This window comes from Cupriavidus sp. CuC1, assembly GCF_044627735.1.
Taxonomy (GTDB): domain Bacteria; phylum Pseudomonadota; class Gammaproteobacteria; order Burkholderiales; family Burkholderiaceae; genus Cupriavidus; species Cupriavidus ulmosensis.
Window position 1 is genome coordinate 1 of the sequence record NZ_JBIUHC010000045.1, and the last position, 12,294, is coordinate 12,294.

Consider the following 12,294-nt stretch of genomic DNA (forward strand, 5'->3'; position numbering starts at 1 on the left):
TTTTGCCTACTTTTTTGGCAAGACAAAAAAGTAGGTCGCCTCCCCGAAGGGGAGGTGAAACTGCAGTTGCCCTTGACGTTAAGCCATTGAATTTGAATCTGATTTTGCAGTTGCAGTTGCAGTTGCAGTTGCGAGGACCAAACGCCACATCCAACGCCCGCCCTCTCCCCCGCCCCCACTTGACACGATTGCTCTCCCACAAGTGGGGAGAGGGGAACAAACCAAGGGACAAGAAATCAACGTGCCAGCACGCCCCGGATCGTATCCGCCAGGTCCTTCGCCAGGAACTTCGACACGTAAGCATCTGCCCCTACCTTGCGCACGTGGTCTTCGCTGGCCGTCCCGGACAGCGAGGAGTGAATCACCACCGGGATCGACTTGAAGCGCGCGTCCGCTTTGATCTTGCGGGTGAGCGTGAAGCCGTCCATCTCGGGCATTTCCAGGTCGGTCAGCACCAGCGCGATCTCGTCCTGCACGGTGCGGCCGTTGGCAGCGGCGTGATCGGCGATCTCGCCCAGCTGCTGCCAGGCTTCCTGGCCAGTCTTGGTCATCAGCACCGGCACGCCCATGGCCTTGAGGCCTTGCTCGATCAGGCTGCGGGCAAAAGCGGAGTCGTCGGCGGCCAGGATCTTGGTGCCGGGGCGCAGCTTCACTTGCGGCCCCACGGTCTTGGGATCGACTTCCGGCTGGCGCGTCGGCAGCACGTCGCGCAGGATCTGCTCCACGTCCAGCACCTGCACCAGGCGCGGGTTCGCGGGATCGGCCTCGTTATGGAGCTTGGCGATGCTGGTCACCATATCGCCCCGGACGCTGGTCTCGGCCGAGACCACCTGGTTCCACTCCAGGCGCACGATCTCTTCCACGGCTTCCACGGCAAAGCCCTGCGTGGAGCGCGCGTATTCGGTCACCAGCAGGATATTGAGGCCGGTGCGCGGCGTGCATCCCACCATCTTGGGCAGGTCGATCACCGGAATCACCTGGCCGCGGATATCGGCCATGCCGAGCATGGCCGGGCCGCCGCCGACCACGGTGGTGACCTGGGGCATTACCAGGATTTCGCGGACCTTGAAGACGTTGATGCCGAACAGTTCGCTCTGCGCGGACTGGTCCGACTCGCCCAGGCGGAACAACAGCAACTCGAACTGGTTGTTGTTGGTCAGGTTGGTCCGTTCGTCGATGTCTCTCATCGAGCTGCTCATACGCTTCCTTTGTCCCCGCAATGCGCGGGCTCGCTGCGCGGTGTTGATCGTTTCCCCGGGCCCGGCGGCGCTGCGTGGCTCCAGCGGCGCTTGCCCTGGAGCGGCGCGCTGCAATGACGGGCCACTGCTCCGGCTAACGGCCAATCCCCGGGGAAATTTAGCGGCAAAGCGGCAATGGACAGACGATTTAACGCCTCACCCCACTAAAGTGCGGGATGAGACAGTCCCGCCGGTGCGGCGGGCTTGGGAATCAGGCCAGCTCAGGCCAGCTTGTGCCAGCTGCGGCCGTCGCGCGCCAGTAGCGCTTCGGCGCCCCGGGGCCCGTCGCTGCCCGCCTTGTAGCCTTCCACCTCCGTGCCCTCCTCGCTTTCGCGCCAGGCATCCAGGAAGGGTTGCACCGCGCCCCAGCCGTTCTCGATATTGTCGGCGCGCTGGAACAGCGTCTGGTCGCCCATCAGGCAGTCGTAGAGGAGGGTCTCGTAGCCGGTGGAAGGCCGCATCTGGAAGAAGCTGGCATAGGCAAAGCCCATCTGCACGTTGTCGATCTCCACCGCCGGGCCGGGGCGCTTGGCCTGGAAATCGAACCACATGCCCTCGTCCGGCTGGATCTGGATGATCAGGTAGTTGGGCTTGAGCCGGTCCACCTGGGTATCGCGGAACAGCGACGAGGGCGCCGGCTTGAAGCAGATCGCGATCTCGGTGTCGCGCACGCCCATGCGCTTGCCGGTGCGCAGGTAGAACGGCACGCCGTCCCAGCGCCAGTTGTCCACCATGACCTTGATGGCCACATAGGTCTCGGTGCGGCTGGCGCGCGCCACATTGGGCTCGCTGCGATAGCCCGGCACGCTCTCTCCGGCCAGCGTGCCGGCGCGGTACTGACCACGCACGGAATTGGCCAGCGCTTCCTTGCGCGACTGCGGGCGAATGGCACCGACCACCTTGGCCTTCTCTGCGCGCACGGCGTCGGCGCCGAACGCGGCCGGCGGCTCCATGGCCACCAGCGCCAGCAGCTGGAACAGGTGGTTGGGCACCATGTCGCGCAGCGCCCCGGTGTGCTCGTAGAAATCGCCGCGCTGCTCCACGCCCACCGTCTCCGCCGCCGTGATCTGCACGTGGTCCACATAGTGGTTGTTCCAGAACGCCTCGAACAGCCCATTGGCGAAGCGGCTCACCAGGATGTTCTGCACGGTCTCCTTGCCGAGGAAGTGGTCGATGCGGTAGACCTGCTCCTCGCGCATGGCGCGCAGCACGCGCGCGTTGAGCGCCTGCGCCGACTTGAGATCGGTGCCGAAGGGCTTCTCGATCACCACGCGGCGGAACGCACCTGGCGCCTCATGCAGCAGGCCGGCCGCGGTAAGGCGGTCGACCACCTCGCCGAAGAAGCGCGGCGAGGTGGCGAGGTAGAACACCGCGTTGCCGGTGCCGGCGGCCTTGATGCGCGCCTCGATAGCGGCGTAGGTCTGGTCGTCGAGAAAGTCGCCCTGCAGATAGCCGACGCGCCGAGCCAGGGGATTCCATAGCTTCGGGTCGAACGTCTTGACCTTGGGCTTGCCTTTGCCGCCTTGCACCCCGCCCTCGCTGCCCGGGCGGGCCCGGGCGCGGATGCCCTGCGCGAGCCGCTCGCGAAACGCGGCGTCGGTCATCGCGTTGTGGTCCACGCCGACGAGAGCAAGGTCATCGCCCAGCAGGCCGTCGCGCCGCAGGTTGTAAAGCGCGGGCACCAGCAGGCGCTGCACCAGGTCGCCATGCGCACCGAACAGGAACAGCGTGGCGGGCGGCGGCTTGGGAATGGCGGCCTGGCTCTGGCGCTTGCGGGCCGCCATTACCTGGGCTCCCCGCTGGCGTTGCCGCCACCATGCCCTTCCACATGCCCGCCAAAGCCAAAGCGCATGGCCGAGAGCAACCGCTCGCCATACGTATGATCCTGCCGCGAGCGGAACCGCGCGAACAGCGCGCTGGCCAGCACCGGGACCGGCACAGCCTGTTCGACAGCCGCGTCGATCGTCCAGCGCCCCTCTCCGCTATCAGCGACTTCCCCGGAGAAACGCGACAGCTTGACGTCGCTGGCAAGCGCCTGCGAGGTGAGATCGAGCAGCCACGAGGACACCACGCTGCCGCGCCGCCACACCTCGGCGATATCGGCCAGGTCGAGCTGGAAGCGCTCGGCTTCGGGCAGGCTCTCCGAGGCCTTGGTCTTGAGGATGTCGAAGCCCTCGGCATAGGCCTGCATCAGGCCGTACTCGATGCCGTTGTGGACCATCTTCACAAAGTGGCCCGCGCCCGCCGGCCCCGCGTGGATATAGCCGCGCTCGGCGCGGTCGTTGGCCGGGTTGCGCCCGGGCGTGCGCGGGATGTCGCCATAGCCCGGCGCCAGCGTATTGAACAGCGGGTCAAGCCGGCTCACGACCTCTTGCTTGCCGCCGATCATCAGGCAATAGCCGCGCTCCAGCCCCCAGACGCCGCCCGAGGTGCCCACGTCCACATAGTGCAACTGCCGCGCGGCCAGTTCGTCCGCGCGCCGGATATCGTCCTTGTAGAAGGTGTTGCCGCCGTCGATGATGACGTCGCCGGGCTCGAGCAGGCCCGCCAGCGCGGCGATCATCTGCTCGGTAGTGTCGCCTGCCGGCAACATGACCCAGATCGCGCGCGGGGCGGCCAGCTTGCCGACCAGCGCCTCGATGCTGGTGACGCCGACGGCACCGTCCGCCTCCAGCGCCTGCACCTTGTCGGCGCTACGGTTGTACACCACCACCTCGTGCTGCGCGCGCAGCAGCCGCCTTGCGATGTTCGCGCCCATGCGCCCGAGCCCTATGATTCCGAGTTGCATATCCGGTCCTCTCACTGAGTCAATGGTGATGAAACTGGTGACGAAACTGGTGACGAAACCCTCCCCCGCCACGGGGCATTGTCCACTTCTCCGAGCGCACTTGCACAGGCAGCAGCCGGGCCGCAGCCGAGCCGCCTACGTGCTATTTAGCGCACTTCGTGGCCTGCCCCGGCTCACGCCCGAGCACACATATAGCGCTAAATTCCGCAACCCCGATTTACACCAACTAAACAGGCGCTTAAAATTGCCCAGCCAGCATCGGCGGACTTGCATACGACCGGGCGGCTCCGATTTCACCGGCCAGCTACTGGGGACAAAGGCCGGCTAACCGCCCCTTAGCCATGTCCCTGCTCATGCTGCCAGTCCACCACCCACGCCCCGCCATGCCGATCCGCCGTCTCGAGTAGCGCCAGCATCACACCCTCGCTACCCGCTTCGCAATCGCCCCAAGACCGCACTATCCCGCGCGCCCTGATCCTGGCGCGCCCCGGTTCGTTGTCCGGGCCCTGCGCTTTTACCGCCAAGACACTCGCCTTCGCATCGCCATGTCCGCAAACAGCACGACCCTCGCCGCCCCCGAATCCGGGGAACACCAGCAAGGCAGCATCAACCGGCGCATCGTCGCCATCGTCTTCTTCAATTTCATTGCCTACCTGACGGTCGGCCTGCCGCTGGCGGTGGTGCCTGGCTTCGTCCATGGCGATCTCGGCTATGGCACGGTCGTGGCCGGGCTGGCGGTCAGCATCCAGTACCTGGCCACGCTGCTGAGCCGGGCTTACGCCGGCAACCTGTGCGACCTGCAGGGCCCCAAGAAATCGGTCACGCTCGGGCTCACGCTGGTTGCCGCCAGCGGGCTGCTGGCGGTGTTGTCCAGCCTGTTCGTGTCGATCGGCTGGCTCAGCCTGGCGTGGCTGTTCGCCGGCCGGCTGGTGCTGGGTGCGGGCGAGAGCCTGGTGACCACCGGCACCATTGCCTGGGGCATCGGCGACGTGGGCGCGCGCCATACCGGCAAGGTGATCTCGTGGAATGGCATGACCACCTACGGTGCGCTGGCGCTGGGCGCGCCGGTTGGCGTGCTGCTGGATGCGCGCTGGGGCTTTGCCTCGCTAGGCATCGTCGCCACCGTCATGGCCCTGGCCGCGTTCGCGCTGGCCCGGCGCAAGGCTGCGGTGCCCACGGTAAAGGGCGCGCGCATGCCGTTTCGCACCGTGTTCCGCCACATGACGCCGTTTGGCCTGTGCCTGGCGCTGGGCTCGGTGGGCTTTGGCGCCATCACGGCCTTTGTCACGCTGTACTACGCCAGCCACGGCTGGGGCCACGCCGCGCTGGCGCTGACCAGCCTGGGCGTGAGCTTTGTGGTGGCGCGCATGCTGCTGGCCGATAGCATCGGCCGCTTTGGCGGCTATCGGGTCGCGCTGTGCTCGTTTGCCGTGGAAGCCGCCGGCCTGGCCCTGATCTGGCTTGCGCCGACGCCCACGCAGGCGCTGATCGGCGCCGCCGTCACCGGCTTTGGCTTTGCCTTGGTGTTCCCCTCGCTGGGCATGGAGGCGGTCAAGCTGGTGCCCCAGAGCAACCGCGGCTCGGCGCTTGGCGCCTATGCGCTGTTCCTGGACCTGGCGCTGGGGCTGACCGGCCCGGTGGCCGGCGTGATCGCCAGCCATGCGGGCTATGGCTCGGTGTTCCTGTTCTCCGCCGTGGCGGCGCTGGGCGGGCTGGGCCTGAGCCAGGTGCTGGCGGCGCGGTCGCGCCGCGCTGCCGTGCCGGCGCTGACACACTGACCCACTGAAGCACGGACTACCGCAGCGCCGCAGCCTGGCCCTGCAGGTAGCCAGCGATCATGGCGCACGCCATGTCGTGGTGCTGGCGCTGCCAGTCCGCCTCCAGCATGTCGCGGTCGAACATGGGCGACATCGTGTACGCATTCGACTTGTGATAGATGGGGCAGGAATCGGGCAACGGCTGATATCGGGTACGGCGGTGCACGTCACCGCCGTAGCGCTGAATAAATTCAGAAAATTCCCAATATAATTTAAGACAATTCCGCTTGATCTTCAGGCTCTTTGCATTAAAGCCCGCTTAAACGACGGCAAAGGCCGTTTTCCGCTTGACCCATTCCACTTGCGCCGCTACAGTACGCGGGTTCTTAATTCCAGGGCTGCCCAGTGAGCACTTGTTCCGACGACAGTAGTCGATCCAGGATCGGCACCTCCGCCTGACGGGCCACGGTATCCCTAGCGACCGTGCCCCGCTTGCGGCACGGTGCTTTCGAGGCCAGACGTCCTGTCCCGCCTCTCTTCTTGAATACGGCTTCATTCTTCCGATCGCGCCTGCGTTGCAGCACGTTGCTGCCTGCGCTTGCCCGCGATTTGCACAAGACTCACCGGTGCTTCCTGCTCAATACGGGAGTTCTCATGGTGTGGCACGAATTCGCCCTGCGCTTGCTCGAAGCGCTAGCGCTGGGCGCTTGCATCGGTACCGAACGGCAGTTGCGCCAGCGCATGGCGGGGCTGCGCACCAACGCGCTGGTCGCCGCCGGCGCGGCCTTGTTTGTTTCGGTTTCCGCCTTTACGTTTGATCCGCAGGGGCATGCGCGCATTGCCGCGCAGGTCGTCTCGGGCATCGGCTTTCTCGGCGCTGGCGTGATCATGCGCGACGGCCTGAACGTGCGCGGCCTGAATACCGCCGCCACGCTGTGGTGCTCCGCCGCCGTCGGCGTGCTCGCCGGCCTTGGCCATGCGCTGGAAGCCGCGATCGGCACCGCCTGCATCCTGTGCGCCAACTTTGGCCTGCGCATGCTGGGCCAGCGCATCAACCGCAACGGCACGGCCATTGCGCCGGAAGTGGAGATGGTCTATCGCATCACCACGGTATGCACGGCCCAGGAAGAAATCCGTGTGCGCGGCTTGCTGTTGCATGCGCTGACCGAAATGCCCGCCCTGCTGCTGCAGTCGCTGCACAGCGAGGACACCGCCGCCGGCGGGCACATAGAAGTCCGCGCCGATGTGCTGGCCGCGCCCGGCAATGAAAGCAAGCTGGAGCAGATCGTCAGCCGCATCAGCATGGAGAAAAGCGTTTCCCTCGTGCGCTGGGCCATTCCGGCCGGCGCGCTCGAATAACCCCAAGGAGAAAGAAAGGAGCTGGATATGCGTTTGTTCGACTGGATGCTCCCCCAGGCCCCCAACCGCCGCGCCGCCCAGGCGAGCCGCGGCACAGCCGCCCAGTTGTTCCAGGTGGTGCTGCTCTGCAAGGACGACCATGGCGCCCGGCTGGAGCAGCAGATTCGCCATGAGCTGGCCGCGCGCGATCTCTCGCTGCAGCGCTTGCACACCCGGCAGTGCGAGCGCCGCGCGCTGGTCGAGATGCGCGTGCTGGTGCATTGCCAGCCGGGCGGCAGGCCCGGCATGGTCAGGCTGGTGCAGCGCCTTGGCCTGGAGCCGCTGGTTCGCGCCGTGCGCTGGGAAAGCGTGCCGCAGCCCGTGCGCGCGTTAGCCGCGGCCTGAGAGCAAGACCGACCCACCAGGATCCACCAGGATCCACCCTGATTGCCTGAGGAAAGACATGGACCCCGACCCTTCTAGTAGGCAGCGCCGAAGGCACGGCGTGTACCGGTTGGCCTGATTCCGCTTCCAGCATCCTGCCGGAGCCGCGGCACCAGCCACCTGGACCCGCCAGGCTCCCATTGCGTTTCGCGGCATCCCGGCCGCGTACGCGCCGGCCCCGCCCCGCCTTCCGCGCCGCCTCCTTCCCGTTAGCAACGCGGGCGATTTCGCCCATCACCGGTTACCTGCGTGGATTTGCCACCCTGCAGCGCCGGGGATGCGTCACGCCTGTCGATTCCTGTCGTCCCTGGATCCTGGATGCGATTCCGCTTTTCAATTCCATCGACGACGCACCGACAACAAGCGGTGCCCCTGCCCTGGCTGCCGCCATGGCAAGCGCACCAATCGAGGAGAAGAACCAATGCAAACGCCCACCACGCGCCAACGCTTTGCGCTGCGCCGCCCGCCTGGCCTTGCGCTCGCCGCCATCTGCGCGGCATGTCTCGTGCTGGCCGGCTGCGATGGCGCCAGCCTGTTTGGCGCCCACGCCAACACGCCCGAGCACAGCACCGAACCGGTCCGCGAGGGCAACTTCATCACGGTGCCCGAGGCATCGCCATTGCGCGCCCAGTTGCAGGTGCAGACCATCGTCGAACAGGCGCTGGAGCGCCCCATCGAGGTGCCGGGCTCGATCGAGCCCGATGCCGCCAAGCTGGTCAAGATCGTGCCGCCGATGCCCGGGCGGATCGTCCGCCTGCACGCTGCCCTGGGCGACGTCGTGCGCAAGGGCGACCCGCTGTTCACGCTGGATTCCGCCGAGCTGAGCGCGGCCCAGGGCGAGGCCAGCAAGGCGCGCGCGGCGCTGCTTGAAGCCAGGCTGAACCTGGACCGCCAACGCGCCCTGTTCGAAGCGGAGATCGCGCCCCGCAAGGATTATGAACAAGCCCAGCTGGCCTACGCGCAAGCCAACAGCGACGCCGAGACCACGGCTGCCCAGCTCGCGCAGCTTGGCGCCGGCAGCGCCCCGCGCTCGCACCGCCAGTACACCATGCATGCGCCGCTGGCCGGCCGGGTGATCGAGCTCGAAGGCGCGCAGGGCGGCTTCTGGAACGACAACGGCGCGCCGGTCATGACGGTGGCCGACCTGTCCACGGTCTACCTCGCGGCCAGCGTGTCGGAGAAGGACACCGCCTCGATCTTCGTCGGCCAGCCCGCCGAGATCCTGCTCAACGCCTACCCCGGCAAGCCCGTGACCGGCAAGGTCCGCTACATCGGCGAGATCCTCGACCCCGACACCCGCACCGTCAAGGTCCGCGTGGCCATCGACAACCAGGACGGCCGCTATCGCCCCGGCCTCTTTGCCAAGGTGATCTTCGCGGGAGAAAAGCACGCGGCGCTGCTGGTGCCGCCCACCGCGCTGCTGCAAAGCGGGCTCTACACGCGCGTGCTGGTGGAGAAGGCGCCGTTGCGCTTCGAGCCACGCGTGGTCACCATCGGCGCGCATGCCGACGGACAAGTCGAGATCCTCGCCGGGCTCAAGGCCGGCGAGCGCATTGTCGTGAAAAACGGAGTGCTGCTACATGATTGACCGCCTCGTCACCCTATGCTTTAACCGGCGCGCCATCATCTGGCTGGTCTTTGCGCTGGTGGCGCTGTACGGCGCTTACAGCTGGAAGCAACTGCCCATCGAGGCCTATCCGGATATTGCCGACGTCACGTCGCAGATCGTTACCCAGGTGCCGGGCCTCGGCGCGGAGGAAATCGAGCAGCAGATCACCATCCCGCTGGAGCGTGCGCTGCTGGCCACGCCCGGCATGCATGTGCTGCGCACCCGCAGCCTGTTTGCGCTGTCGCTGATCACCGTGGTGTTCGAGGATGGCACCGACGGCTACTGGGCGCGCCAGCGGCTGCAGGAGCGGCTGAACGAGGTCGAGCTACCCTACGACGCCAAGCCGGGCCTGGACCCGTACACCTCGCCCACTGGCGAGTTCTACCGCTACACGCTCGAGTCCGGGACGCGCGACCTGCGCGAGCTATCCGAGTTGCAGACCTGGACCGTGATCCCGCGCCTGAAGAAGGTGCGCGGCGTGGTCAACGTGACCAATTTCGGCGGGCTCACCACGCAGTTCATGCTGGAACTCGACCCGGCGCGGCTGACCCAGTACAACCTGACGCTGACACAGGTCACCGAGGCGCTCAACGCCAACAACGTCAATGCCGGCGGCAGCGTCATCGACCGCGGCGAGCAATCGTACGTGGTGCGCGGCGTAGGCCTGCTGCGCTCGCTCGACGACATGGGCAACGTGGTGGTCACGAGCAAGGACGGCACGCCCGTGCTGGTCAAGGACCTCGGCACGCTGCGCTACGGCAACGTGGAGCGGCGCGGCATCCTGGGCAAGGACGACAACCCCGACACGATCTCCGGCATCACCCTGCTGCTCAAGGATTTCAATGCATCGCAAGCGCTGGAAGGCGTGCACGAAGCGGTGCGCGACCTCAACGACAACCTGCTGCCCAAGGACGTGAAGGTGGTCGCCTACCTCGACCGCACCTCGCTGATCGACGCCACCATGCGCACGGTTGGCTTCACGCTGACCGAAGGCATGCTGCTGGTCGGCATCGTGCTGTTGCTGTTCCTCGGCAGCCCGCGCGCGGCGCTGATCGTGGCGCTGACGATTCCGCTCTCGCTGCTGATCGCCTTCGTCTTCATGTATCACCTGCGCATCCCGGCCAACCTGCTGAGCCTGGGCGCGATCGACTTCGGCATCCTGGTGGATGGCGCGGTGGTGCTGGTGGAGAACATCCTGCGCCGGCGCGAGCAGGACAAGGACCGCACGCTCACCCCGCGCGACGCCATCGACGCCACCTTGCAGGTGGCGCGGCCGATGTTCTTCGGCATGCTGGTGATCGTGGCGGCCTACCTGCCCTTGTTCTCCTTCGAGCGCATCGAGTACAAGCTGTTTTCGCCGATGGCGTTCGCCGTTGGCGCGGCGCTGATCGGCGCCTTGATCGTTGCGCTGGCACTGGTGCCCGGGCTGGCCTGGATTGCCATGCGCAAGCCGCGCCGCGTGTTCCACAATCCCGTGCTGGAATGGCTGGGCGTGCGCTATCGCGCTGCGCTGGAGCGCGGCATTGGCCGGGTCCGCTCGGTGGCCGCAAGCTGCGCGCTGGCGCTCGCCTGCGTGCTGGCGCTTGGCGCCACCATCGGCCGCGACTTCCTGCCCTACCTGGATGAAGGCTCGCTGTGGCTGCAGGTGCAGATGCCGCCCGGCATCACCCTGGAGCGCGCCTCCGACATGGCCAGCGAGTTGCGCCGGGTGACGCGCGAGTTCCCGGAAGTCTCCTACGTGGTGACGCAGACCGGGCGCAACGACGACGGCACCGACTACTGGACGCCCTCCCATATCGAGGCCAGCGTCGGCCTGCATCCGTACAAGACGTGGGCCTCGGGCATGACCAAGCAGCAGCTGATCGACAAGCTGGCGGCGCGCTACGCGCAGATGCCGGGCTACTCGGTGGGCTTCATGCAGCCGATGATCGACGGGGTGCAGGACAAGCTCTCCGGTGCCCATAGCGACCTGGTGGTCAAGGTGTTCGGCGACGACCTGGGCGAGGTGCGCCGCATTGCCGGCGAAGTGGCCACCGCGCTGCGCGGCGTGCCCGGCGCGGCCGACGTGGCGATCGACGTGGAACCGCCGCTGCCCAACCTGAAGATCGACCTGGACCGCGCCGCCGCCGCGCGCTACGGCATCAACGCGGCCGACGTGGCCGAGCTGATCTCCACCGGCATCGGCGGCTCGCCGATCGGCCAGCTCTATGTGGGTGAAAAGAGCTACGACATGACGGTGCGTTTCCCGCCGGCCATGCGCGCAAGCGCATCTGGCGTAGGCGACCTGATGCTGACCGCCGCCAACGGCGCCAAGGTGCCGCTGGCGCAAGTCGCGCGCATCACCACCGTGTCCGGCGAAAGCGTGATCGTGCGCGAGATGGCGCGCCGCCACATCATCGTGCGCCTGAACGTGCGCGACCGCGACCTGTCCGGCTTCCTCAAGGCGGCCCAGCCCGCCATCGAGCGCGCCGTGTCCTATGACCACAAGCGCAACCAGATCGAATGGGGCGGCCAGTTCGAGAACCTGGAACGTGCACAGGCGCGCCTCGCCATCATCCTGCCGATGACGCTGGCGCTGATGTTCGTGCTGCTGTTTGCCGAGTTCCGCAACCTGCGCCAGCCGGCGCTGGTGCTGCTGGCGGTGCCTCTGGCCACCATCGGCGGCCTGGCGGCGCTGCATCTGCGCGGCATGACGCTCAACGTATCCAGCGCGGTGGGCTTTATCGCCCTGTTCGGCGTAGCCGTGCTCAACGGCGTGCTGATGATCGCGCAGATCAACCGGATGCGCGCGCAAGACGGTTTGAGCCTGCGCGAAGCGGTGATCTCAGGCGCGGCAAGCCGCATGCGGCCGGTGCTGATGACCGCCACCGTGGCCGCCATCGGGCTCACGCCCGCGATGCTGGCGCGAGGTCTCGGCAGCGATGTGCAGCGTCCGCTGGCTACCGTGGTGGTGGGCGGCCTCTTTACCGCCACCTTGCTGACCCTGCTGCTGCTGCCCGCCCTCTACTACCTGGTCGAAGCCCGCGCCGAGCGCGCGGCGCAACGTGCCAGGGAACTGGAAATCGATGCCGAAGGCAACGCGCCGGCGACCCGTGCCGCGGGCCAGGCCTGAGGAGAATC

At 67.0% G+C, this 12,294-nt stretch carries 9 protein-coding genes; 5 read left to right on the forward strand and 4 right to left on the reverse strand.

Features of this window, described 5'->3' with window-relative positions; translation table 11 throughout:
* Nucleotides 1–236: 236 nt before the first annotated feature.
* From ACGLHR_RS20115 to gnd, 3 genes are all read right to left on the reverse strand, one after another.
* The gene (locus ACGLHR_RS20115) at nt 237–1,199 is read right to left on the reverse strand and encodes a chemotaxis protein (RefSeq protein ID WP_318234152.1); all 963 of its coding nucleotides are present in this window, start codon (nt 1,197–1,199) and stop codon (nt 237–239) included.
* A 260-nt stretch (nt 1,200–1,459) separates the two neighbouring features.
* Nucleotides 1,460–3,022 carry a glucose-6-phosphate dehydrogenase gene (zwf, locus tag ACGLHR_RS20120; RefSeq protein WP_400096039.1) on the reverse strand — a complete coding sequence of 521 codons (1,563 nt, stop codon included), beginning with the start codon at nt 3,020–3,022 and terminating at the stop codon, nt 1,460–1,462.
* Nucleotides 3,022–4,026 (reverse strand): phosphogluconate dehydrogenase (NAD(+)-dependent, decarboxylating), encoded by a 1,005-nt coding sequence (gnd, locus tag ACGLHR_RS20125; RefSeq protein WP_400096040.1) that lies wholly within the window; start codon nt 4,024–4,026, stop codon nt 3,022–3,024. Before gnd ends, zwf begins: the two co-directional genes overlap by 1 nt.
* Nucleotides 4,027–4,571: 545 nt before the next feature.
* On the opposite strand from gnd, the gene ACGLHR_RS20130 reads away from it, so the two are divergent.
* Nucleotides 4,572–5,804, forward strand: a complete 1,233-nt coding sequence (locus ACGLHR_RS20130; RefSeq protein WP_400096041.1) for an MFS transporter — start codon at nt 4,572–4,574, stop codon at nt 5,802–5,804.
* 16 nt (nt 5,805–5,820) lie between these two features.
* Here ACGLHR_RS20130 and ACGLHR_RS20135 read toward each other — a convergent pair whose 3' ends face one another.
* Complete coding sequence (locus ACGLHR_RS20135; RefSeq protein WP_400096042.1) at nt 5,821–6,009, reverse strand: hypothetical protein; 189 nt, start codon at nt 6,007–6,009, stop codon at nt 5,821–5,823.
* Between the two features lie 428 nt (nt 6,010–6,437).
* Between ACGLHR_RS20135 and ACGLHR_RS20140 the strand changes: the two genes are divergently transcribed.
* The 4 genes from ACGLHR_RS20140 (at nt 6,438) to ACGLHR_RS20155 (ending at nt 12,286) form a co-directional block, all read left to right on the forward strand.
* Nucleotides 6,438–7,142: an MgtC/SapB family protein gene (locus tag ACGLHR_RS20140; protein WP_400096043.1), complete on the forward strand. Its 705-nt coding sequence runs from the start codon at nt 6,438–6,440 to the stop codon at nt 7,140–7,142.
* Between the two features lie 27 nt (nt 7,143–7,169).
* Complete coding sequence (locus ACGLHR_RS20145; RefSeq protein ID WP_400096044.1) at nt 7,170–7,526, forward strand: hypothetical protein; 357 nt, start codon at nt 7,170–7,172, stop codon at nt 7,524–7,526.
* A 460-nt stretch (nt 7,527–7,986) separates the two neighbouring features.
* Nucleotides 7,987–9,153, forward strand: a complete 1,167-nt coding sequence (locus tag ACGLHR_RS20150; RefSeq protein ID WP_400096045.1) for an efflux RND transporter periplasmic adaptor subunit — start codon at nt 7,987–7,989, stop codon at nt 9,151–9,153.
* Entirely contained in the window at nt 9,146–12,286 is a 3,141-nt protein-coding gene (locus ACGLHR_RS20155; protein WP_400096046.1) for an efflux RND transporter permease subunit, read from the forward strand. Before ACGLHR_RS20150 ends, ACGLHR_RS20155 begins: the two co-directional genes overlap by 8 nt.
* Nucleotides 12,287–12,294: the final 8 nt, after the last annotated feature.

Coding starts and splice junctions, on each gene's coding strand:
- ACGLHR_RS20140 (WP_400096043.1), top strand. CDS start 6,438: ATGGTGTGGCACGAATTCGCCCTGCGCTTGCTCGAAGCGCTAGCGCTG.
- ACGLHR_RS20145 (WP_400096044.1), top strand. CDS start 7,170: ATGCGTTTGTTCGACTGGATGCTCCCCCAGGCCCCCAACCGCCGCGCC.
- ACGLHR_RS20150 (WP_400096045.1), top strand. CDS start 7,987: ATGCAAACGCCCACCACGCGCCAACGCTTTGCGCTGCGCCGCCCGCCT.
- ACGLHR_RS20155 (WP_400096046.1), top strand. CDS start 9,146: ATGATTGACCGCCTCGTCACCCTATGCTTTAACCGGCGCGCCATCATC.
- ACGLHR_RS20115 (WP_318234152.1), bottom strand. CDS start 1,199: ATGAGCAGCTCGATGAGAGACATCGACGAACGGACCAACCTGACCAAC.
- zwf (WP_400096039.1), bottom strand. CDS start 3,022: ATGGCGGCCCGCAAGCGCCAGAGCCAGGCCGCCATTCCCAAGCCGCCG.
- gnd (WP_400096040.1), bottom strand. CDS start 4,026: ATGCAACTCGGAATCATAGGGCTCGGGCGCATGGGCGCGAACATCGCA.
- ACGLHR_RS20130 (WP_400096041.1), top strand. CDS start 4,572: ATGTCCGCAAACAGCACGACCCTCGCCGCCCCCGAATCCGGGGAACAC.